Consider the following 25083-nt stretch of genomic DNA (forward strand, 5'->3'; position numbering starts at 1 on the left):
CGGAGGTCAGGAGGCCTCCTCGTCGAAGGCCAGGCGCAGGCTCACAGCGTCGCGGGAGTCGCGTACCGGGCCCTCGATCCGGGGCTGGCTGTCGACGCGTGGCTGCGGCAGCGCGGGGCGGTCGGCGGGCTCGGCCGGCGCGTGCGCCTCCGTGGGGGCCTGGCCGTTGGCCTGGCTGCTGCCGCGTGCACCGTTGACCGGGGTGCCGGGGCTGGGCGGCGGGGTGAGCAGCGACTGCGGCGCGGGCGGCACCACCGGGATGCCACCGACCGGCGTGAGTGCTCGGGACTGCTCCTCGACCTGCGCGCGTTCGACCTGGCGGCGCGACGCGCGGCGCCGCTCGGCCGCGAGGGTGCGCAGCACCCGCGTGCCGTCGGCGAACGTGCGGAGGTTGGTCTGCCCGAAGATCCGCTCGCGTTCCATCGACGGCACTTCGGTGATCTTGAGGCCGGCGGCGGCGACGCGGCAGTTGAGCACGGTCTCGATCTCGAACCCGTCGCCCCACAGCATGCTGCCGTCCGCAGGTGCGGGCGCGTCGATCGGCGGCAGGTCGAGCACCGGGAGGATGTCGGCCCAGAAGGCGTTGTAGCCGTAGCAGAGGTCGGTGTAAGAGGTGCCGAACAGCGCGTTGGCCACGCCGTTGAGCCCGGCGTTGCCCGACTTGCGCAGCAGGGTGATGTCGTCACTGCCCCCGCCGCGGACGAACCGGCTGCCCTTCGCGAAGTCGGCACCGTTGATCAAGGCCCTGACGAACGCGGGGATCTCAGCGGGATCGGCGGACCCGTCGGCGTCGAACATCACCATGATGTCCCCTGTGGCGGCCGCGAAGCCGCACGCCATCGCGTTGCCCTTGCCCTTGCGCGTCTGCGTGATGACCCTGACCCAGGGCAGGACCCGGCGGGCGGTCTCGATCGTGCCGTCGACCGAGTTGCCGTCGACGACGATGATCTCGTGCACCGCGGGACGGACCGCCGCGATCGCCGGCAGCACGACCTCCAGGTTCCGAGCCTCGTTCCGCGTCGGCACCACCACGGAGACCCGCGGGTTGCCGTTCCGCTGCATGGGCTTTCTCCCCCCCACCGCGTCAGCGGCATGGTCGCGCCGTTCGGATCGTTGCAGCCCGTAGCCACCGCCGGAGACGTTCGTCATCACTTCGCTTATCTGACCGGCTCCCCGTCGCGTTACGTCACGCTCCTGCGACGCGGAGCCCTCCTTGGCGACTCTCAGCTACTGCATTCGGCCGGGGCGGTTCTGGTTAGTGGGGGGCACTCTACGGAAGGTGCCGATCTCCGTCTCCTCGGGTGCCCCGCGTGTCGGTGGTGCGAGGACGTGGTTGCGGCGTCGGGCGGTACGGTCGCCGCCGTGCTGCCGATTCCCAGCGTGTCCGTCTGCCTGCCGGTCTACAACGGCGAGCGGTTCCTCGCCGAGACCATGCGCAGCGTCCTCGACCAGACCTACCGCGACTTCGAGCTCGTCGTGCTCGACAACGGCAGCACCGACGAGAGCGGCAGCATCGCCCGTTCCTTCGCCGACCCGCGCATCCGCATCGAGCGCAACCGCGAGACGTTGCCGCAGGCCGACAACTGGAACCGGATCGTGGAGCTGGCCCGCGGGCCGCTGGTGAAGGTCGTCTGCGCCGACGACCTGCTGCATCCCCGCTGCCTGGAGCTGCAGGTCGGCCCGATGGACTCCGACCCGGGCCTCGCCGTGGTCGCCTCGCGCCGCCACATGATCGACGAGCAGAGCCGGATCATCGTGCCCCGGCGCGGGCTGAAGGGGCTCGTCGGGGTCCACACCGGCGTCGAGGTGGCCCGCCGCGTGGTGCGCAGCGGCTCCAACCCGATCGGCGAGTCCAACAACGTGCTGTTCCGCCGCGACGACTTCTTCACCGTCGGGGGCTGGAAGACCGACCGCCCCAACGTCATGGACATCGACCTGTGGCTGCGGTTGCTGCAGCTCGGCGACTTCCTCGGCCTGCCCGAGACGCTCGCGGCGTTCCGGATCGCGAACGACAGCATCTCCTCCCACAACGACGACAAGCTCTACGAGCAGCAGCGGAAGCTGATCGAGGAGATCGGTGAGTCCGAGTACTTCCAGGTGCGGAGCATCGATCTCAAGGTCGGTCGAATGCTCGCGCCTGCGGGACGCGCCCGCAGGCGTGCGCTCTACACGCTCTCGAAGGTGGCCTCCCGCGGCGGCGGGGCCTGACCGGAAGTCGAGTCCGCGGCATCGAGCTCGGCTGTCGCACATCACTTGCGACTGCCGCTTCCGGGCGCCTACGTCTACCCTGGGCCGGTCACCCGCCCCGGGGTGACCAGCACCTGCGAGGGAGGTCGCATGGCGCCCACCACTCCGGTGCCACTGGCCATGCACATGAGCGACGGGCTCGTGAACGCGCCCACCGCGGTGGGCTTCGGCCTGGTCGCGCTCGTGGGACTGGCGATCGCGGTGCGGCGCGCCCGTGCCGACCTCGATGACCGGACGGCGCCGATGGCCGGCCTCGTCACCGCGTTCGTCTTCGCCGTCCAAATGATCAACTTCCCGATCCTGCCCGGCGCGAGCGGTCACCTGCTGGGCGGGGCGCTGGTCGCGATCCTCGTCGGCCCGTGGGTCGGGTCGCTCTGCATCGCGATCGTGCTCGTCGTGCAGGCCTTCCTCTTCGCCGACGGCGGGCTCACAGCGCTCGGCACCAACATCGTCAACATGGCGCTGGTCGGCGTGCTCGTCGGCCACCTGGTGGCCACCGCACTGCGCCCACTCGCCCGCCGTGGCCGCAGCGGGCTGCTCACAACCGCGTTCGTCGCCGCGCTGGTCAACACGGTCGTCGCCGCGCTGGCGTTCGTGCTCGAGTACGCGATCGGCGGAGCGGGCGGGGCGTCGCTGGGCACTGTGGCGGCGCTTATGCTCGGCCTGCACGTGCTGATCGGCATCGGGGAAGGGGTCATCACGGCGGCCACGGTCGGTGCCGTGGCGACGGTGCGACCCGACCTCGTGTACCTGCTGCGCGGCACCGCGGTGCCGCTCGAGGTGCGCAGGAGCGCGTCGTGAGCGCCCCGACGGGCCGGCGCACGGCCGTGCGCTTCTTCCTCGGCTTCCTCGCCGTCGCCCTGCTCGTCGCGGGCGGTCTGTCGTACTTCGCGAGCCCCGATCCCGACGGTCTCGACACCGTCACGCTGAACGGCTGCGACGTCGTCGAGACCGACGCGGGTGAGCAGCTGGAGGGCACCTGCATCGCGCAGCACGCCGGCGACCACGCGCTGTCGGGCGGCCCGTTGGCCGATTACACCGTCGGCGGTGGCGAGGGCACGGTCGGGGTGGCCGGGGTGATCGGCGTGCTCGTCACCCTCGTCCTCGCAGCCGGGCTGTTCTGGCTGCTACGCCGTCGCTCCCCCGGGAGGGAGTAGGTGGGCGCGGGGCACGCCCACCCGCTGTACCTGCCCGGGAGCTCTCCGGTCCACCGGCTGCCGGCCGAGGTGAAGATCGTCGGGGCGTTCCTGGTGGTGCTGTGCGTGGTGGCCACCCCGCGCGAGGCGTTCGCGGTGTTCGGCGGCTACCTGCTGCTCCTCGCGGCCGTATGGGGGGTGGCGCGGATCCCGGCCGGCTGGATCGCGCGGCGCGCGCTGATCGAGGCGCCGTTCGTCGTGCTCGCGGTGCTGCTGCCGATCACCGGTGGCGCCCCGCACGTCGAGTGGTTCGGCCTCACGCTGTCCGAGCCGGGGCTGCTGGGGGCGTGGAACATCCTCGTGAAGGGCACGCTGGGCGTGCTCACCTCGCTCACGCTGGCCGCCACCACCCCGCTGCGTGACCTCCTGCTCGGGCTGCAGCGGCTGCACGCGCCCGCGCTCGTCGTCACGATCGCCACGCTCATGCTGCGCTACGTGGACGTGATCGTCGGCGAGGCCCGCCGGATGCGGCTGGCCCGCATCTCCCGCGGGCACGACCCGCGCTTCCTCTGGCAGGCGGGCGCCACGGCCCAGGGCGTCGGCTCGCTGTTCGTCCGCTCGTACGAGCGCGGCGAGCGGGTGCACCTCGCGATGCTGTCGCGCGGCTGGACCGGCCGGATGCCGCCGCTCTCGGAGCGCCGCACCAGCGGACGGGAGTGGCTCGCCGGGCTCGCCCCGGCCGCCATTGCGCTCGTGCTGGCCACCGCGAGCTGGGTGCTGTCGTGACCGGCGCACCCGACCCGGCCCCCACCGCCGTGGCGCCCACTCCCCCGCCCTCGCTCGAGGTGCACGGGCTCGCCTTCGCCTACCCGGACGGGCACCAGGCCCTCTACGGCATCGACCTGACCGTCCGCCGTGGCGAGCGCGTTGCGCTGCTCGGCCCGAACGGCGCCGGCAAGACCACGCTGGTGCTGCACCTCAACGGCATCCTCACCCCCGGGCGCGGATCGGTGGCCGTCGGCGGGCTCCAGGTGCGGAAGGAACACCTGCGGGAGATCCGCAGGCGGGTCGGCATCGTCTTCCAGGACCCCGACGACCAGCTGTTCCTGCCGACCGTCGGCGAGGACGTGGCGTTCGGCCCGGCGAACTTCGGCGTCACCGGCGCCGCACTGGCCGCACGGGTGGACGCGGCGCTCGACGCCGTCGGGATGCGCGAGCACCGCGACCGCTCGCCGCTGCACCTGTCCGGCGGGCAACGCAGGCGCGTCGCGCTGGCCACCGTGCTGGCGTGCGAGCCGGAGATCCTCGTGCTGGACGAGCCGTCCACCAACCTGGACCCGGTGGCCCGCCGCGAGCTCGCCGAGGTGCTGCTCGGGCTGGACCGGACCATGCTCATGGTCACCCACGACCTGCCGTACGCGCTGCAGCTGTGCCCGCGCAGCGTGGTGCTCGACGACGGCGTCGTGGTGGCCGACGGCCCCACGCGCGAGCTGCTCGCCGACACCGAGCTGCTGCGCCGCCACCGCCTCGAGCTCCCGTACGGGTTCAGCCCGTGAGCGGCGCGTGCATCATCTGGACCAGCGGACGGAACCCGAGGCGCTCGTAGAGCCGGACGGCGGCGGCGTTGTCGGCGGCCACGCTGATCGACCAGTGGCGGCAGCCGCGCCTCTCCAGCTCCGCACGCACCGCCGACAGCAGTGCCGTCCCGGCACCCGCGCCCCGCGCCTGCGGCGAGACGGAGAGCGACTCGACGTCGCCCCGGATCGGCCCGAGGTCGAACGTCGGACCCGACGGCACTAGCCGGCACATCGCATAGCCGATCACCTGGTCGGCACCCTCCCTCCGGGCGAGGAACAGCAGGCCGGCGCCGTCCTGGAGCCAGGACACGTACTCGAGGCGACGCCGTTCCCACGCCTCGCCGGCGGACCGCACCGGCACCCGCCCCGCGACGACCGTCCGGTGGTGCTCGACCATCGCCATCCAGAGCGGGGCCAGTGCGTCGACGTCGGTGAGGCTGCCGGAGGTGATCTCGATGTCCACCGGCAGAGCCTATGGTTGCGCTGCAACCCGGTACGTCAGCAGTACGAGGTTCTCACCGACGACGCGGGTGCCGAAGAGCCGCATGGGCTTAACACCGCTGGTCCCGCCGAAGACGCGCTCGCCGGCCCCGACCACGAACGGGTAGGTCATCAGCCGCAGCTCGTCGACCAGGTCGTGCTCGATCAGCGCGTGGACGAGCCGGCTGCTGGCGTAGACGACGATCTCTCCGGCCACCTCCCGCTTGAGCCGTGCCACCTCGTCGACCACGTCGCCGGAGAGGACCGTCGAGTTCGTCCAGCCGGCCTCGTCGAGGGTCGAGGACACGACGTACTTGGGCATGCTGTTCAACCGGTCCGCCACCGCATCGCTGCGGGACGGGTACCGGGCGAGGAAGTACTCGTAGCTGCGCCTGCCCAGCAGGACGGCGTCGGCGCCCCGGATCTCGGCGACCAGCGTCTCGCGCCACTCGTGCAGGTCCTTCTCCCCCACCAGGGCGAACCAGTCGCCGCGGCCGAGTCCCTCCTCGCCCCTCGGGTCCTCGCTGACCCCGTCGAGCGAGACGTTCTCGCTGACAACGATCCTTCCCATGGCGGCTCTCCTTCGATCGCGGTGTCGCTTGCCAGGAGGTAGAAACCGCGGCATCCGGAAACTGGGCGCCGCTGCGCCGCCCAGTTCGTCCGGCCCCCGGTGTCGGTACGGGAGGAGGTGAGGACCGTGGACCTGGTGGCGCGAGCGCGCAGGGGCGACGGCGAAGCGTTCCGACGGCTGACCGAACCGCACCGGCGGGAGCTGCTGGTGCACTGCTACCGGATGCTGGGGTCGTTGCAGGACGCCGAGGACGCCCTGCAGGACACGCTGCTCGCCGCCTGGCAGGGCCTCGACGGGTTCGAGGAACGCGCCTCGCTCCGCACGTGGCTCTACCGGATCGCCACCAACCGGTGCCTCAACGCGCGTCGGTCCGCGAGCCGGCGCCCTGCCGTGGAGTGGAACGTGCCCGATGTCGAACCCCCGGAGCCGAGCCGGCTCGGCGAGGTCGTCTGGCTCGAGCCGTGTCCCGACGCTCTGCTCGGTCCGGACGCCCGCTACGAGCGGTCCGAGTCCATCTCGCTCGCCTTCGTGACCGCCCTGCAGGTCCTGCCACCCCGCCAGGTCGCCGTGCTCGTCCTGCGCGACGTCCTCGGCTTCCACGCCGACGAGTTGGCGGCCATGTTGGAGACGACCGTCGAGTCGGTCACCAGTGCCCTCAAACGGGCCCGCGCCGGCCTGCAGCGCAAGCTCCGCGCGGCCCCGGAGCCACCTCCCGCCCCCGGCTCACCCGCCGAGGACGCGGTCGTGGCGCGGTTCGTGCACGCCTGGGAGTCCGCAGACGTGGACGACCTGGTCTCCCTCCTCACCGAGGACGTCTTCCTCTCGATGCCACCGATGCCGTTCGAGTACGAGGGCCGTGCCGTCGCGGCCCGGTTCTGCGCGAGCATCTTCACCGCGGGCCGCCGGTTCGACCTCGTCCCGACGCGCGCCAACGGCCAGCCGGCGTTCGGGGCCTACCTGCGCGCGCCGAACGGCGTCAGCCACGGAACCGGCCTCTACGTCCTCACGCTCACCGGCGACCGGATCTGCGCGATGACCCGGTTCGAGAACGGCGTGCTCCCGAGGTTCGGGCTGCCGCGGTCACTCCCGAGCCGGTGACCTAGTCCCGCGGCGGTGCGGGGTAACCGGGGCGGGGGCCTCCGTTACCGCGCTCACCGCCGACCTGCGGCATCCCGCGCGGCGGGGTGGGCATGGCGCTCTCGGGCTCGGGGCCCGCCACAGGTGACGGGGCGGCCTGCTGCGGCCGTCCCTCGCGGGCCGGGGCCGGGGTGGGAGCCTCCTTGGTGAGGCCGGGCGCCGGTGCCGGCCGGGCCGAGGTGGGCATGGGCGTCTCGGGGATGGGCGCGCCGATCGGCGGCACCTCCTTGCGGGCCTGCGCCTCGGCGTCGGCCACGACCTTCGCGATCTCCGGGTCGCTCTTTGTGTCGAACCAGTGCCGGATCTCCGCCTCGTCGTAGTCCGGCTTGGAGACCTCGTCGAGGGGGCTGGGCTGGAACCGGAAGACGCCGTCCTCGCCGGGCGCGCCCAGCATGCGGGTGAACCCCTCGAGGGCCTTGCCGAAGTCGGACGGCACGATCCAGACCTTGTTGGCCTCGCCCTTCGCCATCTCCGGCAGGGTCTGCAGGTACTGGTAGGCGAGCAGCTCCGGGGTCGGCTTGCCGGACTTGATCGCGGCGAACACGGTCTCGATCGCCTTGGCCTGGCCCTGCGCCTGCAGCGCACGGGCCGCGCGCTCGCCCTCCGCACGGAGGATGCGGGACTGCCGCTCGGCCTCCGCGTTGAGGATGGCGGCCTGCTTGGCGCCTTCCGCGGTGAGGATCTGGCTCTGCTTGTTGCCCTCGGCGCTGCGGATCGCGGACTCCCGCTGCCCCTCGGCCGTGAGGATCATCGCCCGCTTCTCGCGGTCGGCCTTCATCTGCCGCTCCATCGACTCCTGGATCGACGCAGGCGGGTCGATGGCCTTGATCTCCACGCGGCCCACCCGGATGCCCCAGCGACCCGTGGCCTCGTCCAGCTCGCCGCGCAGCACGGTGTTGATCTGGTCCCGGGAGGTGAGCGTGCCCTCCAGGGTCATCCCGCCGACGACGTTGCGCAGCGTCGTGGTGGTGATCTGCTCGACGCCGGTGATGTAGTCGGAGATCTCGTAGACGGCGGCCTTCGGGTCGGTCACCTGGAAGTAGACGACGGTGTCGATGTTGACCGTCAGGTTGTCCTGGGTGATCACCGGCTGCGGCGGGAACGAGACCACCTGCTCGCGCAGGTCGATCCGCTCGCGCACCTTGTCGATGAACGGCACCAGGAACGCGAGCCCCGGCTCCGCGGTGCCCTTGTACCGCCCGAGCCGCTCGATCACGGCGGCCGTGGCCTGCGGGATGATCTGCACCGCCTTCACCAGCGACACGACCACGAGCAACACCAGCAACACCACGACGACCAGCACCACGGTGCCTTCGGTCACGGCAGCCCCCTCTCGGAGCAACGTCGGAATTTCAGTCCTGTGCGACGACGACGGCGGTGGCGCCGGAGATGCTCAGCACGGTCACGCGGGCACCGGGCTCGATCGCGGCGTGCCCGTCGCTCGCCCGCGCCGACCACAGGTCGCCGCCGATCTTCACCCGGCCACCGTGCTCGTCGACCCGCGCGACCACGATCGCGGTGCTCCCCAGCAGCGCGTGGTGGTGCATCAGCGCGGGGTCGAGGCCCCGGTCGAGCCGCTTGCGCAGCGCCGGGCGCACCGCGAACAGCAGCAGCACCGACACGACCGCGAACACGACGCCGCCGACGAGCGGGCCGCCGACCAGCAACGACACCCCACCCGCCGCCAGCGCGCCGCCGCCGAGCATCAGCAGGACGAACTCGCCGGACAGCAGCTCCGCCACCACGAGCAGCCCGCCGACGATGAGCCAGATCACGGCGGCCGTCATGGCGCAGATCCTGCCAGATCCGTTCCGGCCGGTGATCGCCTGAGATCAGGTGGTTACGAAGTCGATGAGCTGCTCGACCGCCCCGATCAGCGGTGTCTCCAGGTCCTTGTAGGTGCGGACGGCACCGAGCACGCGGCGGGCACCGTCGGCCGGCTCGCCCCACCCCAGCGCGCGGCAGACCCCGGTCTTCCAGTCGGTGCCCCGCGGCACCTGCGGCCACTGCCTGATCCCCACGACCGACGGCTTCACGGCCTGCCACACGTCGACGTACGGGTGGCCGGTGACGAGCACGTGCGGGCCCGCGACCGCGGCCGCGGCGCGGGTCTCCTTCGAGCCCTCCACCAGGTGGTCAACGAGCACCCCGAGGTGCCGCTGCGGCCCCGGCTCGAACTCGGCCACGGCGGCGGCGAGGTCGTCCATGCCGTGCATCGGCTCCACCACGATGCCCTCGACGCGCAGGTCGTGGCCCCACACCCGTTCGACGAGCTCGGCGTCGTGCAGGCCCTCCACCCAGATGCGCGCCGCTCGCGCGGTGCGGGCGGTGTGCCCCTGCACGCGCACCGACCCGGACGCGGAGCGCGTGGGCGCCGCCGGAGTCCGCTTCGGGATGACGAGGGTGGCCGGCGCGCCCTCGTACAGGAACGCCGCCGGACGCAGCGGGAACACCCGCTTGCCGCCGTGGCGGTCCTCCAGGGTGACGCCGTGCCCGTCGATCCCGACGACGGCGCCGCAGAACCCGCTCGCCGGGTCCTCCACCACGAGCCCCGGCTCGGCCGGGACCTCCGGGATCTGCTTGCGCGTCCGGATGCGGGTGCCGTCGGCTGCGAACGCGCCTCGGTAGTCGTGCGCACGGGTCACGCACCCGTTCTACCGGGCCCGGAACGCCGGTTCCGCGTGCGACACGCCGGGTCACCGCGCGTGAGCTGCGGCAACGGAGCGTGCTCACGTTCACCCCGAGGCGGCAGTGCTCTCGCACTCGGACGTGGATAGCCTGACGCCGTGCCCTGCCCCTCCGCCACCTTCACCGTGTGGGCCTCGGCCTGGCTGGTGGGCGCCGCCGCGCCCGACGACGTCCTCGACGCGCTCGCCCCATGGGCCGACGCGCACGACGTCCAAGCCGCCGATTCGGACACTGCACAGCTCACCAGCCTGCCTGCGCCGGGAGCGCCGGTCAGCTCGGTGACGTTCCTGCTCGCGGCGCTGCGACGGGCCACGGCCGGGCACGGTGCAGCCGGCCCGGCCCGCCTGGTGCTGACGGCGCCCGGCGACGCGCGCGGGCTCCCCGGGCCCGGCGTGTTCAGCACCGCGGCCACCATGGCGGGCGAGGGCGTGCTCTTCCCGGAGACGGGCCCCGGAGGCGGGCTGGGCATCGTGCCCACGACGGTCGCCGACGGTGTGCTGCGCTGGACCGTCTACCGCGTGCTGGATCCGGGCCCGCCACCCGAGTTCGTCGCGCTGACCCACGCTGAGCGCGACCTGCGCGACCAGGTGCGGCAGTCCGCCTCCGTCCTCACCTCCCTCGGGGTCGCGCGGCACCGCCCGGGCGTCCGGGAGGAGATCGCCGCCGCGCTGCGCGCCCGGCCGGCGTCGCTGTGGCCCGCCGGCATGCCGCAGCAGTCCCTGCGCGTCCTGCAGCACGCCGACGAGGTGGAGGCGATCCTCGCGGCGGCGAAGATCGACGACCCGGGCGGCGCCCTCTCCGCATCCGCCGCCGGCGCACGCCGCGAGGCCCTGCGCCCGATCGAGACGGCGGTACGGGTCGCCCGCCGCGCCGCGGTGGCCGAGGCCGTCCGCGTGCTGGCGAGCAGCCCGCTGGTCTGACGCACGGTCGAGGGGGCTGGGCTCCTGGCCTTCCGATGCGGCACACCCCTCCAGGTCGACCTCCACCCAGGCCTTCGGTGGCGCCGCGCATCGTGCGGGGCCGCCCCTCACGCCTCAAGCGCGCTGCGCGTCGCTGCCGCGATCGCTTCGCGACCCTTGACCCGCGAGCCTCTACGGCCCCTGAGGGCCCGCTTCGCGGGCAGGCCCGGGCCTGCCCCTTTCGGCGCGCGGCGCCACCGAAGGCCGGTCTCACCACCATGATCAGCGTTTCGGTGCGAAACCCGACGCCCTGCGTCGGGAAACGCACCCAACTGGTGATCTTCACAGCCCACACCCGTTCTCGGCCCGCGCTGGCCGTCGACCGGTCGCGTGGGCCGACACGGGGTGCGCGAGCAAAACCGGGTGCGCCGTGGCAAGGAGATCGCCGACACCGGCCTCCTGGCGGCGCCGCGCACCAAGAGGGCAGGCCCTTGGGCCTGCCCGCAAAGCTTGCCCTCAAGGGGTCGCAGAGGCTCACAGGTCAAGGGGCGCGAAGCGCTCGCGAAGCGACGCGCAGCGCGCTTGAGGCGTGAGGGGCGGCCCCGCACAATGCGCGGCGCCGCCAGGAGGCCCCGAGAAGAAAGACCTTGAGCCAGGGATCAGCCCGGCACGCACCACCGGTCGAGCAGCTCTCGGTACACCACCACGGCCTGCTCCACCCGGCTGGCGTGGCAGTACTCGTCGACGACGTGGCACTGGGCCGGCTCGCCCGGACCGAGCACCACGGTGGGTGCCGGGCTCCCGCCACCCCCGAGCACGCCGGCCAGGACGGACGCGTCGGTGAAGAACCGCGCGGGCGGCGCCACCTCGTCGGACGCGCCGGCGGCCTGCAGCGCGGCACGAACCATCCCGACGAACGGCTCGTCGGCGCCGGTGTCGAGCGGCGGCAGCACGACGTGGTCGTCCAGCTCCACCCGCTCCCCCGCGAGCAGGCCGACCTGAGCGCGCAGCTGCCCGGCGTCCACCCCGGGCACGGTGCGGATGTCCAGCATCAGCTCCGCGGCGTCGGGCACCACGTTCGGGGCCACCCCGCCGCGCAGCACACCGACGTTCGCGGTGACCGGCCCGAACCGGTCGTCCCTCGGCCAGCCCGCGTGGTCGTGCAGCGCCACCGCAGCGCGCGCGAGCCGGACCACCGCGTTGTCGCCCAGCTCGGGCGCGGAGCCGTGGGCGGCGCGGCCCGCGGCGCGCAGCCGCATCCAGTGCGCTCCCTTGTGCGCGATCACCAGGGCGTTGGCCGTCGGCTCCGCGACGACGAGCGGGCCGCCGCCTGCGATGGCGTCCCGGCCCGCCGCGTCGAGGTTCACCAGACCCGTGCAGCCGGTCTCCTCGCCAGCGGTGAGCACCAGCTGCACGCCCCGGCAGGTGTGCGGTCGGGCGGAGTGCTCGACGGTGGCAGCCACCGCGGCGGCCACGCCGGACTTCATGTCGCTCGCGCCGCGACCCACCACCTTGTCCCCGTCGCGCTCGGCCGCCCACGGGTCCACCGACCAGTCCTCGGCCCGTACGGGGACGGTGTCGAGGTGGCCGGTGAACGTGAGCGGCGGCCCGTCGCCGCCCGCCGTCCGCGCGACGAGCTGCTCGCGCCCCGGCTCCCACTCCAGCAGCCGGGTCACGAGCCCGGCCTCCTCGAGCAGGCCCGCGCAGTGCCGCGCCGCGGTTCCCTCGCCGCCGCCGATCGTCCGGAACCGGATCAGCTCACCCAGCAGGTCGAGGACGTCGGTCACCGCAGCACCTGGCCCCGCGTCTCGGGCAGGGTGAGGATCACGAGGAAGGCGATCACCGCGCCCGCGGCGACGTACCAGAAGAAGGCCTGCGCGTAGCCGGCGGCGGACAGCGTCTGGATCACCAGCGGAGCGGTCCCGCCGAACGTCGCGACCGTGAGGTTGTACCAAGCGCCGATGCCCAGGCCGCGCAGTTCGGTGGGGAACAGCTCACTCATGATCGCGGGTGCGATCGAGGTCATGGCCGTGTAGAGCCCGAGCCCCACGACGAAGACGACGAGCATGTTCCAGAACCCGGGCCCGATCAGTGCCGACAGCGGCACGATCAGCACGGCCGTGGCGGCCGACCACACCATCAGCTGCGGCTTGCGTCCGAACCGGTCCGACAGCACGCCCATCGGGTACTGCAGCGCCACGAAGATGGCGGTCGCGATGGACAGGGCCCAGAACACCTCACGCGCGTCGGCGCCCCGCGACGTCACCGCGAACGGGGTGAGCGCGGAGAAGAACGTGTAGTAGCACAGCGTCGAGAGCAGGGTGAACGCGATGAGCTGCCCGACCGCCTTCGGGTGCTCGGTCAGCGTCAGCAACAGTGGGCGCTTCACCTGCTGGGCCTTGGCCTTGTTCTCCTCGAACTGCTCGGTCTCCGGCATGGCCCGCCGCAGCCACAGCCCGATCAGCCCGAGCACGCCGCCGATGATGAACGGGATGCGCCACCCGTACGCGGCCAGCTCCTCGCGGGACAGCACCTGCGTGAGCAGCGCGCCGAGCAGCGACGCGAGCAGCACCGCCGAACCCGTGGAGATGTAGAAGAACGACGAGTAGCGGCCGCGCCGCTCCGGGGGTGCGATCTCGGCGAGGTATGCCGAGGCGTTGGAGACCTCCCCGCCGAGCGACATGCCCTGCCCGATGCGCGCGAGCAGCAGCAGGATCGGCGCGAGCCAGCCCACTTGCTCCCACGTCGGCAGGATGCCGATGATGAACGACCCGCCCGCCATCAGGGTGATCGTCAGCAGCATGGCCGTGCGCCGTCCCCGCAGGTCGGCGAACCTGCCGAGCAGCCAGCCGCCCAGCGGGCGGAAGAAGAACGCCAGCGCGTAAGCGGCGAACGTGTTGATCAGCGCGAGGGTCGGGTTCTCCGGCGAGAAGATCTGCGTCGCGAAGAAGATGCTGAACGTCGCGTAGATCGTCCAGTCGTACCACTCGATGGCGTTCCCGACCGACGCCGCCACCAGCGTCCGGACGGGTAGCCGGTGTACCGGCGTTTCCTTGCCGATGGACGGCGTCGATCGGTCGGACACTGGTCGCTCCCCGGGCTACGTGACAGACGGTGAGGCGACATTAGGCCACCTGGTCGCCGTCGTCACCCGAGAGATCTGATCAGTCCGCGAGGCGGAACGCCAGCTTCGTCTCCCACTTGTTCATGTCCGGCTGCTCGGCCGGGTGGGTGTGCAGCAGTTCCAGCCGGCATCCCCACCGCGTGCCGCGCTCGGTCTCGGTGGCGTCCCAGCGCAGGCCCTGCGCCGCGGCTTCGTCCTGGAAAGCCCCGGTGACGGCGATCAGCTCGTCCGGGTGCCCGACGTGCGTGGTCACGGCATAGCGGCCGGCCGGCAGCACACCGGCGAACACGTCCCCCTCACCGTCGACCGGCGCCGCGACCGGTACCCCCGCCTCGACGTCGAGCTCGTGCTCCATGTCGATCACGAGGTAGCGGAAGAACGGCGCGCCGGCCGGCGCGATCCCCCGCGCCGCGAGCCACCCGAACACCTCTGCGAGGCGGTCGGCGATCTCGGGGAAGGTCTGCATCGTGATCGTGCGGCGGATCGCGACGTACGGCTGCGCGGACCACTCTTCGACGGCCAGGTTCATCGTCATGACCAGGAAGACCGGCGGCGCGCCCGGAACTCATCGGTCCGCGGCGATCGCCACCTCGGCGCAGGCCTCCAGGTCGGCGAGCTGCGCCTCCAGCTTCGCGCGGATCCGCTCGACGGCCGAGCGGCCCAGTGGCAGGCGCAGCGGCGCGGACGGCGCGTGGACGACGTCGATGATCGCCTCGACCGCGCGGACGGGATCGCCCGGCTGCCGGCCGTGCGCTGTGGCATTGCGGGCCCTCAGGGCACCGGCGGGCCCGTCCTCGTAGTCCGGGATCGGGGTGGCGTGGCCCAGTGAGCGGCCGAGGAACTCGGTGCGGAACGGGCCCGGCTCGACGATCGTCACCCGGATCCCGAACGGCGCCACCTCGCCGGCGAGGGCCTCCGACGCCCCTTCGAGGGCGAACTTGCTGGTGGCGTAGATCGCGTGGCCGGGGTTGCCGACCACGCCACCGACCGAGGACATCTGCACGATGTGCCCGCGACGCCGGGCTCGCATGTGCGGGAGCACGGCGCGGGTGACGGCCAACGCGCCCAGCAGGTTGACGGCGAGCACGTCGTGGATCTGCTCGTCCGAGAGCTCCTCCAGCGCGCCGAGCAGCCCGTGGCCGGCGTTGTTGACCAGGACGTCGACCGGCCCTGCTGCCACCGCCGCATCGACCGCCGTGCGCACCTGACCGGGGTCGGTGACGTCCAGCGGGAGCGCGAGCACGGCGTTGGGGTACTTCTCGACGAGATCGGCGACGGCCAGCGGATCGCGCGCCGTGGCGACGACCTTCTCGCCGCGGGCGAGCAGCGTCTCGGCGAGGACGCGGCCGAACCCGGCCGAGGAACCAGTGATGAACCAGCGCATGCCGCCATCGTGAGCCCGGCGCCGGTCATACGTCCAAGACATGTTCCTGCTCGCACTCATTGCAGTGCAATATGAATGTGTGGAACTGCGCCAGCTCGTCTACCTCGACGCGGTCGTCCGGCACGGCGGGTTCACCCGGGCCGCGGAGCACCTGCGCGTGGCCCAGCCCGCGGTCTCGGTGCAGATCCGCAGGCTGGAGGCCGAGCTGGGCGCGCGGCTGCTGCACCGCACCACCCGGACCGTCGCGCTGACCCAGGCCGGCGAGCTCGTCCTCCGCCGGGCGCGGCGCGCCATGACCGAGCTCGACGCCGTCCGCGACGAGCTCGCCGGCCTCGCCGGAGGACTGCTGGGCCGCGTGCGGATCGGTGCGATCCAGGCGCTCGACCCGTTCGACCTGCCTGCCGCGCTCGCCGCGTTCCACCGGCAGCACCCGGGCGTCGAGCTCGCGCTCGGGTCCGGCGCGCTACGCCGCCTGCTCGACGGGCTCGACCACGGCGAGCTGGACCTCGCGATCGGCCCCATGCCACCCGGCCTGCCCGCCCGCTACGCGCGCACCCCCCTGTTCACCGACGAGCTGGTGCTCGCCACGCCCCCGGACCACCCCCTCGCCGGCACCGATCCCCTGCCCCTGGCGGCGCTGCGCGACGAGCCGTTCGTGTGCCTGCCCGCCGACAGCGGTCTGCGCGCGATCCTCGACCGGCTGGCGGGCGAGGCGGGCTTCACCCCGCGCGTCCCGTTCGAGAGCTCCCACCTGCACCGACTGCGCGACCTCGCCGCCCACGGGCTCGGCGTCGCCCTCGTGGCACGGTCGGTGGCCGAGGCACCCGGACCGCCGGTGGCCGTGCACAGCGTCGACCCGGGACCGCAGCTGCGACCGGTCGGGCTGCTGCACCGCACCGACGTGGCACTCGGCGCAGCCGCCGAGGCCTGCCGCGCGTTCCTCGCCGGCTGGATGGCAGGAACCGGCTCGGCGGATACCAGCCCGGCCGTGGACGATCCGGCCTTCATCGCGACGGCGCCAGCCGAGCCGCCGGCGGGAGCGGCGCGTGCTGCGGGGAGGCTTCGAACGCCTGGATCACCAACGCCGCGAAGCGTCGGGAGGCCATGACCTGGGCGGCGGTTGATGCGGCGCGGATCCCCTTGTTGGCCATGAGGACGAGGATCAGGTCGTCCAGGACGAAGTCGGATCGCAGGCGCCCTGCGTCCTTGGCCCGTCGAGCCAGTTCGGCGACCGCCTTGACCGTGTACTCGCGGCTCGCGGCGATGTTCGTGACTCCCGGGAAGCTCGCCAGGAAGGCTTGTGTGAAGCCTCTGTCGCGTGCGTGCAGCCCGCAGATCCTCTCGATCACCTGGCACAGGCCACGCCACGGGTCGGGATCTGCGCATGCCTCGTCGACGATGGCGCGACAAGCGTGCAGTTGGTCGGCGAAGGCTTCTGCGACCAGCACCTGCTTGGTCGGGAAGCGGCGGTACAAGGTCGCCGGTCCCACCCCGGCACGCCGCGCGACCTCCCGCATCGGTACGTCCAGGCCGTCGGCGGAGAACAATGCTCGCGCCGCGTCGAGGATGCGTTCGCGGTTGTCCAGCGCGTCGGAACGCAACGCGTGAGGCAAATGATCGGCCACCGCTCTCACTTTAGCTAAGTGGACGGGGGCGTCCGTTACCGTCGAGACGGAAGTTCGCCGAGGTCATGGGCGTGCAGGACGGGGAACGTGGAGACGACCTTGAAGGCAATCGCGGTCCAGGCGTACGGAGGTCCCGAGGGTCTGGCCGTTGTCGACCTGCCGGTGCAAGCACCTGCTGCCGGGCAGGTGCTGATCGCCACCGAAGCGGTGGGGGTGGGCGGTGTCGACACCTTGATCCGGAGCGGGGCCCTGGCCGCCTACGGCTTCGAGGAGGGCCACATCCCGGGGGGCGAGGTGGCGGGCACCGTGACCGCAGTAGGTGACGGCGTCGACGCATCGTGGATCGGCAGGCGGGTGTGGGCTTTCACCGGCACCGGCGGCGGCTACGTCGAACAGGCCCTCGCGCCGGTTGCGCAGATCCTCCCCCTGCCGACGGGCCTGTCCGCCGCCGCGGCGGTGACGCTCGGCAGCTCCGGTGCGGTGGCCCACTTCGGGCTCCGCCACGCCCGATTCGCCCCCGGGGAGACGGTCCTGGTGCGCGGCGCGGCCGGCAGCATCGGGATCATGGCGGTTCAGCTGGCGGCCCGCGGTGGTGCTGCCGCGGTGGCGGTCACGACATCGTCATCCGAGCGCGGCGAGCGGCTGCGCCGACTCGGCGCGACCCACGTGCTCGACCGCTCCGGCGATGCAGGAGTGGGGGCTCCTGCCGGCTACGACGTCATCATCGACGTCGTGGCCGGCAAGGACATGCCGTCGTTCTTCGACAGGCTCAACCCGAACGGCCGCATGGTGGCCGTGGGCGCTGTCGCGGGCCAGCCGCCGTCGGACTTCGGCATGAAGATCATGAACGCGTTCCAGAAGTCCATGTCCTTCGCGGCCTTCAGCGCTGCCACCGTCCCCGAGGCAGACCTGCGTGCGGTGCGCAGCGAGCTGTTCACGGCCGCCGGGCGCGGCGAGATCGAGGCGGTGGTGCACGAACTGCTGCCGCTGGCCGAGGCCGTGCTGGCGCACCAGAAGATGGATGCGGGAGAGGTCTTCGGCAGGATCGTGCTGCTGCCGTAGCCGCAGGCGATGCCCGGTCAGGAGGCGGACCGGCCAGGAGGAGCGGCGTCTCGGACCGCCGCGGTGACCAGGGCGCGCAGCTCCTCGGTTCCGCGCGTCCGCAGACCTTCCAGCTCAGCGCGCACCCGGTCCAGCTCCGCGTCGGCTCGGGTGCGCAGCGCCGACTCCGACTCGGCCCGTTCCCGGGCCCGCGCCAGCTCCTGATCGAGACGATGCCGAGCATCCCGCTCGGCCCTCACCGCGGCGAGCGCCTCGTCCCGTTCGGCCGCCAGCTCGGCGCGTAGCCGCTGGGCGTCGGCCAGGCCACGCTGCGCCTCCTCGCGCGCGGCCGTTGCACCGGTCAGCTCCGCCCTGGCAGTGGCCAGCTCGGCGCGCAATGCGTCGGCCTCGGCACGGTGCTCCCGCGCCCGGGAGTTGGCCGCGTCGCGCTCGGTGACCGCGCGCTCCGCACGCACCGTTGCCTCCCGGGTCGCCGCCTCGGCCTCTGCGGCCCGACGCTCCGCGTCCCGGGCCCGTTCCTCCGCCTGCTCGCGGCCGGTCATCGCGTCCTGCGCCTGCTGACGGGCGGCGCCGAGCGCCTCGGTGGCTTCCAGGGCCTGGCGGGCGGCCGCCGCGGCGCGTTCCACGGCGGCGGTCTTCTCCTCGACCGCCTGCGCGGCCTGCTCGCGCGCCGCCCGGGCGTCCCGCTCGGCACGCTCCCGCGCCTGCTGCGCCTCGACCCGCGCGGCCTCCGCCTCCGCGGCTCCACGGTTGGCCGTCTCGACGGCGGCGAGCGCGCCGCCCTCCACCTCGTCGAGGCGAGCACGGACCGCCTCGAGCGCCTCGGCGAGGTCCGCCACCGGCTCACGCAGCGCGTCGACGTGCTCCCGCAGCCGGTCGGCGTCCAGCTGGAACGTCGCGCGCCCCGCGTCGAGCCCCAGCGCGTCGAGCGCGTCCCGTTCCGCCCGCGCCATCTGGGCGCAGGTGCGCCCACCGGACCAGCGGGTGTCGCGGCAGAAGGAACGGCGTCTGCCGCCCTGGGGCCCGGGCGGGGGCAGCTCCGCCCGGCACTTGCTGTAGCCGCAGCGTACGGCCTCTTCGATCATGGTTCCGCAGGTTAGCAGTTCGACGTTCGCTAACTCTTAAACCCGCTTACAGTTTTAGATCGCGAACCAGCAACCAACGAAACGACTGTTTCGTTGGTGCTGGTGGACTCGGCAGCATGACCCCCTTGGGATCAGGAACTTGCGAGGACCGCGCGAGCGGCGGCGGCCCCCTGGGCGGCGAGGCCCGGGATGCTCGACGCGATGAACGGGCCACCACCGGCCAGGTCGCCCACGACGTGCATGCGTGGGTCGGCCGGAAGGACGCCCCCCGACGGATGCCGGGCGGCCAAGCCCGACTCGACGAGGTCGTGAACGAGCCCTGCCGCAGACGGGGGGACGGCGTGCGGCGCCGGGTTCACCGCGTTGACGACGACGTCGGCGTGTCGTGCGCCGTTGCCGGTCTCGACGGTGAACCGTCCGTTGTCGCGAACGATGTCGCGTACGCCTGCGAGCAGCTCCAGCTGACCCGAGTCGAACAGCTGCAGCAGCCGTACGGCGTTCGTCGGGATCATCGGGGAGGCGACGCTGATCGCGGTCCGGGCCTGGGCGCGCAGCCGGTCCCGATCCCGTTCCGGCAGCAGTCGCCACGCGTACGGGCCGACGCTGTGGGCGGCCGTCTGCAGCACCCGACGGCCGATCTCGGGGGCGGTGATCGCGGCGATCTGGCGCCGCAGGCGGGCCACCGGGTCTTCGGCGGGTGCGGCGCGCAGGTCGGCGATGAGCGCGCCGAGGTCATCGCCCGCGTCCGCCAACTCCTCGCGCAGCAGCCCGGCGAGGTGGTCGAGGGTGACCTCCCCGTCCCGTGCCAGCAGCGCCCTGACCCGCTCGACGGTCACGTGTCGCGGCCGGTGAGCGGTCGGCCGTTGCCACACGTGCGGGAGCATCCCGGTCCGCGAAAGCAGGCTGATCCGCCCGGTGTGGCCCCGCGCGGCGAGCGTGACGACCACGTCCACCGCGGTCAGGCCGCTACCCAGCACGGCGACGTGGCCGTCGAGGGGCACGTCTTCCACGGTTCGCGCGAGCGGGTAGGGGTCGGCGACGAATCCCGGCGCGCCCTCGAGCCGGTAGTGGTCGGGGGGCGTGCCACCACCGACGCACAGCGCGATCTGGCCGACGACGTGCTCCCGGCCGTCGCCGGTGCGCAGCGCCGGCCGTCCCGCGGTCCGCGCCGCCCCGACCACGGTCGCTCGGACGACGTCCACCTGCCAGCCGCGTTCACGCAGGTCCGCGATCGCCTTCTCGGCCGTGTGCTCCAGGTACTCGCCGTAGCGGGCGCGCGGCACGAGCGGTCGGCCGATCCCCGGGTCCACGTATGCGTCGTCCCCTGCACCCAGCCACGAGGCGTAGTGGTCGAAGTCGCCATCGCGGATGGACATGATGACCGGCGGGGAGTTGACCAGTACCGAGTCCAGGTCCGGCGCGTACGGGCGGCCGCGCCACAGGTGGGGGGACGGCTCGAACACGGTCACCGCCCCCGGCGCTTCCGCTTCCCTCGCGAGCGCGTCCAGCAGTCCCACGGCGGTCGCGCCGCCTCCGATGATTCCGATGTCCATGCCGAGAGGCTCGGCCTCGCCGGGCCGTCCCCCCATCCCGCCGCTGCGGGTGGTCGGTGGGGAATGACCCCCTCGTTCGAGGGGTTGGCGCGGGAGAGGCTGCCCCGCACGCTGGCAGACGCCGGCTGAGCAAGGGGGGACCGATGGGTGGACGATTCCGCGGGGCGGAGGTTCTCGCCGCGGCCGAGCGGGCGACGGACGCCGCCGCCGTATTCACCCGGGTGTCGGCACGTCTTCGGCACGCGGTGCCGTACGACGCGGCGGTCTGGGCGGCCACCGATCCCGAGACCGGGCTGGTCACGGCGCCGATGGTCGTGGAGGGCCTCGGCGATCGCGAGCGTTGCGCCGAGTACTGGGAGAGCGAGCTCCTCGACGAGAACGTCCTCCCGTTCCGGGACCTGGCCGTGGCTCAGGTCCCCGCGGCCGGGCTTCGTGGCGTCACCGGCGACCTGCCCGCCCGCTCCGCGCGGTACCGGCGGTTGCTCCAGCCGCAGGGCGTCCACGACGAGCTGCGCGGCGTGGTGCGCGCTGGAGGCCGCTCCTGGGCGGTGGTGAGCCTGTTCCGCACGAGCGGGCGCGCCTTCAGCGCGGACGAGGTCGATCTCGTCGCCTCGCTGTCACGACCGCTGGCCACCCGGCTCCGGCGCCTCGCCCGCCCGTCCTGGCCCGAGTCGCCGCCGGACGCGCCAGGTCCCGGATTGATCATCTTCGACCAGTACGGCGCGGCGACGTCGATCAACGACGAAGCGCGCGAGCACCTGGCCGGCCTCTCCCCCGGTCCGTCGATCCCGTCCGCGCTCGGCGTGCGGATCCCGATCTGCATCATCGGCACGGCCCTGCAGGCGCGGGCGATCGCGAACGGCCGCGACCGCGGCCGGGCTCGCACGCGCATCCGCACCGCCGAGGGCCGGTGGCTGGCCTGTCACGCCTCCGCCCTCACCGGCCCCGGCGGCCGGCCCGGCCCCATCGCACTGGTGATCGAGCCCGCGTCCGCGGCCGATCTCGCCATGATCGTCGCCGAGGCGTACGAGCTGACACCGCGCGAGCTGCAGGTCGCCCAGGAGATCGCGCGCGGCCTACCCACCGGGGGCATCGCCGCCCGCCTGGTCATCTCTCCGCACACGGTCCGCGACCACATCAAGGCGATCTTCGAGAAGACGGCGGTCTCCAGCCGGGGTGAGCTGGTCGCGCGGCTGTTCGCCGAGCGCCACCCCCGGCCCTGAAGGCGGTCGGCTGTCACACCCGCGCGCTCCGCCTCGTCCTCGGGGAGAACCCGCACGACACACCGAGGAGCGACCGTGTTGAACCCCCGCCTGGAACGCCGGATCCTGCCGCTGCAGAACAAGCTGCTCAACCCGGTCGTGGCCTGGCTGATCGCCCGTGGGCTCGAGCCGCCGACCTACGCGGTGCTCGAGACCATGGGGCGGCGCACTGGCCGGCCGCGGCGGGTCCCCGTCGCCAACGGCCTGGACGGCGACACGTTCTGGCTGATCGCGGCGCTCGGCGAGCGAGCCGCGTTCGTGCGCAACCTGCGCGCCGATCCGCGGGTGCGGATCAAGGCGCGCCCGCCCCGGATGCGCGACGGGCTGCGCAGCCGCTGGCGGACGGGTACTGCCCACCCGCTGCCCGACGACGACGCCGACGCCCGCCACCGCGCCCTCGGGCGTGGCCGGCCCGGCTACCGGCTCGACGGCGTGCTGCTGCGCGCGCTGAGCGACGGCGACATGCTCACGGTCCGGATCGATCTCGATCCCGAGGGATGATCGGCGGTGCCGTACGGTCCTGCGGATGGAGCTGGACCAGCTCGCCGTGCTCGAGGCCGCCCGTGACCGCTCCCCCGCCGTCCGTGCCGTGGACGAGTCGTCGTGGCCCGGCGTCGCCGACCCCGAGGCGCTGCGCGCCCAGCTGCTCGACTGGCTGTCCCAGTACGCGAACGCGGGCACCCGCCGCACCTACGCCTATGCGCTCGGGCTGCCGATCTCCTGGGTCGACCCGGCGGACTCCCCGCCCCGCCCCGGTCCACCTGCCGCCGCGCCCGGGCCGCTGCACGACCTGGCCTGGTTCCGCTGGTGCGCCCGCCGCGCACTCGACCCCCGCGACGCGACCGCCGCCCACGTCAAGGCGTGGTTGCACGCCCTCGACGCGGCCGGCGCGCAGCGGCGCACCCGGCAGCGGATGCTGTCGACGCTCTCCGCGCTGTACGGCCACCTCGCCGAGACTGGCGTCGTCGCGGCCAACCCGGCGGCGCTGAACCGGGCCCGGCTCGGTCTCTCGTCCAGCGCGCGCGACGCCTCCCCGACCGTGCGGCTCACCGCCGAGCAGCTGAAGGCCCTGCTCATGGCCGCGGCGCGGCTGCCGTACTCACGCAGTCCCCGGCTCGCGCGGCTCTACGCGTTGCGCGCGGTGGCCGTGGTCGCGCTGCTGACGCTCGGGCTGCGGATCTCCGAGGTCGTCGGCCTCGACCGGGACGACCTCTACCGCACCGGCGGCGACGACGTCCTCCGCGTGCTCGGCAAAGGCGGGCTGCACCGCGAGGTGTACGTCACCGACCTCGTGCGCGAGGCCCTCGCGGCCTACCTGACCGAGCGGGACCGCCTCGCGGGCACGGCCGTGCCCGCCCGCCGGGGACGCACGACCTCCGGCGCCACCCCGATGATCGCCACCCGCGACGGCGGCCGGTGCTCGCGCGTCGACCTCTACACCCTGCTCCGGCGCATCGCCGCCCACGCCGGCCCGGCCCTCGACGGCGTGGCCGACCGCGTGCACCCGCACGCCCTGCGCCACGCGTACGTCACCATCGCGTTGGAGCAGGACGCCCGCATCCAGCACGTCCAGGCGGACGTCGGCCACGCCACCATCGCCACCACGCAGCACTACGACCGCGGCCGCCGCACTCGCGAGAGCACGGCCGCCGACCTGGTGGCCGCAGCGATCGCCGCAGCTCCCGACCCGGACCAGAGCCACTTCACAGAGCCGGCCCCGACTTCACAGGAGGCGGGCCCTGTGTGAAGTCCGCACCGGGTGTGTGAAGTCTTCGGGTGCCCCTCCGCGGGCCAGGAATGCCAGCGCGCACGGCCACTCCGGGGCCGTGCGGGTCTGGCTCGTGCAGCCCCGGCACCTACCCCCCGCATCGGGGACGTGGACGGCGCGCAAGCGGTCGCGCACCCGCGGCCAGCCGGTGATGATCTCGGCCGCCTCGCCGATCAGGCGGAAGTTGCGCTGGGCGAGGGTCTCCGGGCGGCGGCCCGCGGAAGTCATGGTGCAGAGGGTCCGGACGCCGACGCGAGATCGAGACCGCCGGCGCGAGAACGGCGATCCGAGAATCCCGCGCCCGGGTTCTCGTGTGCCACGATCCGTGAGCGAACCGGAGCGGGGGGTCACGTGACGCGGCACGAGGGGTCGATGGTCCGCCGTCGGGTGCTGGGCAAGCAACTGCGGCTGCTGCGCGAGCAGGCCGGGCTCACCCTGGAGGAGGCGGCGCCGAAGCTGCACTTCTCGGTGAGCAAGCTCAGCCGCATCGAGAACGCCCAGGTCGTCATCGACATCCACTGGGTGAAGAGCATGCTCGACGTCTACGACGTGGGCGGCCTGCGGTGGACGGAACTGCTCGAACTGGCCCAGGAAGCCAACCAGCCAGGCTGGTGGCAGGCGTACGGACTCGGCAACAACAGTTACATCGCCTTCGAGACCGAAGCGAGCCGACTCCACGAGTTCACGGTTTCCTACGTTCCCGGGATCCTGCAGACCGCCGACTACGCCCGGGCCCTCATGCGCGCCGTCCCGCTGCAGCGCACGGTGGAGCAGTTGGAGAACGAGGTCGCGGCGCGGATCTATCGCCAGCGGCGGCTCACCGCCGCCGACAATCCTCTGAACGTCATCGTTGTGATCGACGAGCCGGCTCTGCACCGCCCGGTGGGTGGCGCCGAAGTTCAGCAGGAGCAGCTCGGCCACATCGCGGAACTCGCGGAGCTGGATACGGTGGCATTGCACGTTCTGCCGACCGCCGTGGGCGCGCACGCCGCCATGCCGTCCGGTTTCATGATCCTCAACTTCGAGGACCTCGACGAGCCCGACATGGCCTACGTCGAGCACACCCTCGGCGCGCTGAGTCTCGACAAGGCCGGCGACGTCACGCGGGCTAGGCTCACGTTCGAGCGTCTGCTGTCCGATGCGCTCGACCCGACCGCGTCCCTGGCGTTGGTTCGCCGGCTGGCCGGGGGTGAGTTCATCAGAAGGAGTGGCCGTGGGTGACGACGAGCTCCGCTGGTTCACGAGCAGCTTCAGCGGCGGCAACGGTGGAAGTTGCGTCGAGGTCGCGTTCCTGCCCACCGCGGTGGCCGTGCGCGACACGAAGGACCGCACCCTGACCCCGCACCGCTACCCCGTCGCCGCCTGGGCGGAGTTCCTCACCGGCGTGCGTGAGGGCGAGTTCGACCGGCACCACTGAGGCTGTCGCGCAGGTGTCCACGGCGATCGTTCCCGGCTAGCCTCATGTCCTGGGGCGCCCGAGGAGGA

27 protein-coding genes are annotated in these 25083 nt (G+C 73.0%); 14 read left to right on the forward strand and 13 right to left on the reverse strand.

Translation table 11 applies throughout. The features are described from left to right. Positions 1 to 6 precede the first annotated feature (6 nt). Entirely contained in the window at positions 7 to 1062 is a 1056-nt protein-coding gene (locus FB388_RS14925; RefSeq protein ID WP_246121942.1) for a glycosyltransferase family 2 protein, read from the reverse strand. A gap of 300 nt (positions 1063 to 1362) precedes the next feature. On the opposite strand from FB388_RS14925, the gene FB388_RS14930 reads away from it, so the two are divergent. From FB388_RS14930 to FB388_RS14950, 5 genes are all read left to right on the forward strand, one after another. After that, positions 1363 to 2208 carry a glycosyltransferase family 2 protein gene (locus tag FB388_RS14930; RefSeq protein ID WP_170225614.1) on the forward strand — a complete coding sequence of 282 codons (846 nt, stop codon included), beginning with the start codon at positions 1363 to 1365 and terminating at the stop codon, positions 2206 to 2208. Between the two features lie 129 nt (positions 2209 to 2337). Beyond that, positions 2338 to 3048, forward strand: coding sequence for an energy-coupling factor ABC transporter permease (locus tag FB388_RS14935; protein WP_211361923.1), 711 nt, complete (start codon positions 2338 to 2340; stop codon positions 3046 to 3048). Continuing rightward, a complete protein-coding gene (locus tag FB388_RS14940) occupies positions 3045 to 3404 on the forward strand; it encodes a PDGLE domain-containing protein (protein ID WP_142101362.1) in 360 nt (119 codons plus the stop codon). The genes FB388_RS14935 and FB388_RS14940 overlap by 4 nt, the downstream gene beginning before the upstream one ends. Next, complete coding sequence (gene cbiQ / locus FB388_RS14945; protein ID WP_142101364.1) at positions 3405 to 4169, forward strand: cobalt ECF transporter T component CbiQ; 765 nt, start codon at positions 3405 to 3407, stop codon at positions 4167 to 4169. Next, on the forward strand, positions 4166 to 4939 hold the full coding sequence (locus FB388_RS14950) for an energy-coupling factor ABC transporter ATP-binding protein (protein WP_211361924.1): 774 nt from the start codon (positions 4166 to 4168) through the stop codon (positions 4937 to 4939). The genes cbiQ and FB388_RS14950 overlap by 4 nt, the downstream gene beginning before the upstream one ends. Here the strand turns inward: FB388_RS14950 and FB388_RS14955 are convergent. Then, complete coding sequence (locus FB388_RS14955; RefSeq protein ID WP_142101366.1) at positions 4929 to 5423, reverse strand: GNAT family N-acetyltransferase; 495 nt, start codon at positions 5421 to 5423, stop codon at positions 4929 to 4931. The genes FB388_RS14950 and FB388_RS14955 overlap by 11 nt on opposite strands. Positions 5424 to 5432: 9 nt before the next feature. Then, the gene (locus tag FB388_RS14960) at positions 5433 to 6011 is read right to left on the reverse strand and encodes a dihydrofolate reductase family protein (RefSeq protein ID WP_142101368.1); all 579 of its coding nucleotides are present in this window, start codon (positions 6009 to 6011) and stop codon (positions 5433 to 5435) included. Between the two features lie 126 nt (positions 6012 to 6137). Here FB388_RS14960 and FB388_RS14965 point away from each other — a divergent pair, with 126 nt between their 5' ends. Then, on the forward strand, positions 6138 to 7109 hold the full coding sequence (locus FB388_RS14965) for a sigma-70 family RNA polymerase sigma factor (RefSeq protein WP_342787905.1): 972 nt from the start codon (positions 6138 to 6140) through the stop codon (positions 7107 to 7109). 1 nt (position 7110) lies between these two features. On the opposite strand, the gene FB388_RS14970 is transcribed toward FB388_RS14965, so the two are convergent. Genes FB388_RS14970 through FB388_RS14980 form a run of 3 tightly spaced genes read right to left on the reverse strand, consistent with a single transcriptional unit; the run spans position 7111 to position 9793 of the window. Continuing rightward, positions 7111 to 8454, reverse strand: coding sequence for an SPFH domain-containing protein (locus FB388_RS14970; protein WP_211362064.1), 1344 nt, complete (start codon positions 8452 to 8454; stop codon positions 7111 to 7113). A 46-nt stretch (positions 8455 to 8500) separates the two neighbouring features. Further along, entirely contained in the window at positions 8501 to 8935 is a 435-nt protein-coding gene (locus FB388_RS14975) for an NfeD family protein (RefSeq protein WP_142101374.1), read from the reverse strand. Between the two features lie 45 nt (positions 8936 to 8980). Beyond that, entirely contained in the window at positions 8981 to 9793 is an 813-nt protein-coding gene (locus FB388_RS14980; protein ID WP_211361925.1) for a DUF3097 domain-containing protein, read from the reverse strand. Between the two features lie 141 nt (positions 9794 to 9934). Between FB388_RS14980 and FB388_RS14985 the strand changes: the two genes are divergently transcribed. Further along, positions 9935 to 10756, forward strand: a complete 822-nt coding sequence (locus tag FB388_RS14985; protein ID WP_170225615.1) for a hypothetical protein — start codon at positions 9935 to 9937, stop codon at positions 10754 to 10756. A gap of 638 nt (positions 10757 to 11394) precedes the next feature. On the opposite strand, the gene FB388_RS14990 is transcribed toward FB388_RS14985, so the two are convergent. The 4 genes from FB388_RS14990 to FB388_RS15005 form a co-directional block, all read right to left on the reverse strand. Beyond that, positions 11395 to 12522, reverse strand: coding sequence for a M20 family metallopeptidase (locus FB388_RS14990; protein WP_142101376.1), 1128 nt, complete (start codon positions 12520 to 12522; stop codon positions 11395 to 11397). Continuing rightward, positions 12519 to 13820, reverse strand: a complete 1302-nt coding sequence (locus FB388_RS14995) for an MFS transporter (RefSeq protein WP_246121944.1) — start codon at positions 13818 to 13820, stop codon at positions 12519 to 12521. Before FB388_RS14995 ends, FB388_RS14990 begins: the two co-directional genes overlap by 4 nt. Before the next feature lie 79 nt (positions 13821 to 13899). After that, positions 13900 to 14394 (reverse strand): GyrI-like domain-containing protein, encoded by a 495-nt coding sequence (locus FB388_RS15000; protein ID WP_246121946.1) that lies wholly within the window; start codon positions 14392 to 14394, stop codon positions 13900 to 13902. Between the two features lie 30 nt (positions 14395 to 14424). Further along, entirely contained in the window at positions 14425 to 15243 is an 819-nt protein-coding gene (locus FB388_RS15005) for an SDR family oxidoreductase (protein ID WP_142101378.1), read from the reverse strand. A 79-nt stretch (positions 15244 to 15322) separates the two neighbouring features. Here FB388_RS15005 and FB388_RS15010 point away from each other — a divergent pair, with 79 nt between their 5' ends. Next, positions 15323 to 16351, forward strand: coding sequence for a LysR family transcriptional regulator (locus tag FB388_RS15010; protein WP_142101380.1), 1029 nt, complete (start codon positions 15323 to 15325; stop codon positions 16349 to 16351). Here the strand turns inward: FB388_RS15010 and FB388_RS15015 are convergent. Continuing rightward, the gene (locus tag FB388_RS15015; RefSeq protein WP_142101382.1) at positions 16248 to 16868 is read right to left on the reverse strand and encodes a TetR/AcrR family transcriptional regulator; all 621 of its coding nucleotides are present in this window, start codon (positions 16866 to 16868) and stop codon (positions 16248 to 16250) included. The genes FB388_RS15010 and FB388_RS15015 overlap by 104 nt on opposite strands. A 108-nt stretch (positions 16869 to 16976) precedes the next feature. Here FB388_RS15015 and FB388_RS15020 point away from each other — a divergent pair, with 108 nt between their 5' ends. After that, the gene (locus tag FB388_RS15020; RefSeq protein WP_142103150.1) at positions 16977 to 17930 is read left to right on the forward strand and encodes a zinc-binding dehydrogenase; all 954 of its coding nucleotides are present in this window, start codon (positions 16977 to 16979) and stop codon (positions 17928 to 17930) included. A gap of 17 nt (positions 17931 to 17947) precedes the next feature. On the opposite strand, the gene FB388_RS15025 is transcribed toward FB388_RS15020, so the two are convergent. Continuing rightward, positions 17948 to 19015, reverse strand: a complete 1068-nt coding sequence (locus FB388_RS15025) for a coiled-coil domain-containing protein (RefSeq protein WP_142101384.1) — start codon at positions 19013 to 19015, stop codon at positions 17948 to 17950. A 131-nt stretch (positions 19016 to 19146) separates the two neighbouring features. Next, positions 19147 to 20568 carry an FAD/NAD(P)-binding protein gene (locus FB388_RS15030; protein WP_142101386.1) on the reverse strand — a complete coding sequence of 474 codons (1422 nt, stop codon included), beginning with the start codon at positions 20566 to 20568 and terminating at the stop codon, positions 19147 to 19149. A 143-nt stretch (positions 20569 to 20711) separates the two neighbouring features. Between FB388_RS15030 and FB388_RS15035 the strand changes: the two genes are divergently transcribed. The 5 genes from FB388_RS15035 to FB388_RS15055 all read left to right on the forward strand — a co-directional run bounded on the left by FB388_RS15035 (position 20712) and on the right by FB388_RS15055 (position 25015). Continuing rightward, the gene (locus tag FB388_RS15035) at positions 20712 to 21791 is read left to right on the forward strand and encodes a helix-turn-helix domain-containing protein (RefSeq protein WP_142101388.1); all 1080 of its coding nucleotides are present in this window, start codon (positions 20712 to 20714) and stop codon (positions 21789 to 21791) included. 75 nt (positions 21792 to 21866) lie between these two features. Beyond that, entirely contained in the window at positions 21867 to 22331 is a 465-nt protein-coding gene (locus tag FB388_RS15040) for a nitroreductase/quinone reductase family protein (protein WP_211361926.1), read from the forward strand. 25 nt (positions 22332 to 22356) lie between these two features. Then, a complete protein-coding gene (locus FB388_RS15045) occupies positions 22357 to 23577 on the forward strand; it encodes a tyrosine-type recombinase/integrase (protein ID WP_142101390.1) in 1221 nt (406 codons plus the stop codon). Between the two features lie 372 nt (positions 23578 to 23949). Further along, positions 23950 to 24819 (forward strand): helix-turn-helix domain-containing protein, encoded by an 870-nt coding sequence (locus FB388_RS15050; protein WP_142101392.1) that lies wholly within the window; start codon positions 23950 to 23952, stop codon positions 24817 to 24819. Further along, on the forward strand, positions 24812 to 25015 hold the full coding sequence (locus FB388_RS15055) for a DUF397 domain-containing protein (RefSeq protein ID WP_342787906.1): 204 nt from the start codon (positions 24812 to 24814) through the stop codon (positions 25013 to 25015). The genes FB388_RS15050 and FB388_RS15055 overlap by 8 nt, the downstream gene beginning before the upstream one ends. Positions 25016 to 25083: the final 68 nt, after the last annotated feature.

This window comes from Pseudonocardia cypriaca, assembly GCF_006717045.1.
In the GTDB taxonomy this organism is placed as follows: domain Bacteria; phylum Actinomycetota; class Actinomycetes; order Mycobacteriales; family Pseudonocardiaceae; genus Pseudonocardia; species Pseudonocardia cypriaca.

What these genes read in the sequence shown, in the direction of transcription:
- FB388_RS15030 (WP_142101386.1), bottom strand. Translation starts at nt 20,568, where the DNA reads ATGGACATCGGAATCATCGGAGGCGGCGCGACCGCCGTGGGACTGCTG.
- FB388_RS14960 (WP_142101368.1), bottom strand. Translation starts at nt 6,011, where the DNA reads ATGGGAAGGATCGTTGTCAGCGAGAACGTCTCGCTCGACGGGGTCAGC.
- FB388_RS14925 (WP_246121942.1), bottom strand. Translation starts at nt 1,062, where the DNA reads ATGCAGCGGAACGGCAACCCGCGGGTCTCCGTGGTGGTGCCGACGCGG.
- FB388_RS15045 (WP_142101390.1), top strand. Translation starts at nt 22,357, where the DNA reads ATGGAGCTGGACCAGCTCGCCGTGCTCGAGGCCGCCCGTGACCGCTCC.
- FB388_RS15025 (WP_142101384.1), bottom strand. Translation starts at nt 19,015, where the DNA reads ATGATCGAAGAGGCCGTACGCTGCGGCTACAGCAAGTGCCGGGCGGAG.
- FB388_RS14935 (WP_211361923.1), top strand. Translation starts at nt 2,338, where the DNA reads ATGGCGCCCACCACTCCGGTGCCACTGGCCATGCACATGAGCGACGGG.
- FB388_RS14975 (WP_142101374.1), bottom strand. Translation starts at nt 8,935, where the DNA reads ATGACGGCCGCCGTGATCTGGCTCATCGTCGGCGGGCTGCTCGTGGTG.
- FB388_RS15005 (WP_142101378.1), bottom strand. Translation starts at nt 15,243, where the DNA reads ATGCGCTGGTTCATCACTGGTTCCTCGGCCGGGTTCGGCCGCGTCCTC.
- FB388_RS15035 (WP_142101388.1), top strand. Translation starts at nt 20,712, where the DNA reads ATGGGTGGACGATTCCGCGGGGCGGAGGTTCTCGCCGCGGCCGAGCGG.
- FB388_RS15000 (WP_246121946.1), bottom strand. Translation starts at nt 14,394, where the DNA reads ATGACGATGAACCTGGCCGTCGAAGAGTGGTCCGCGCAGCCGTACGTC.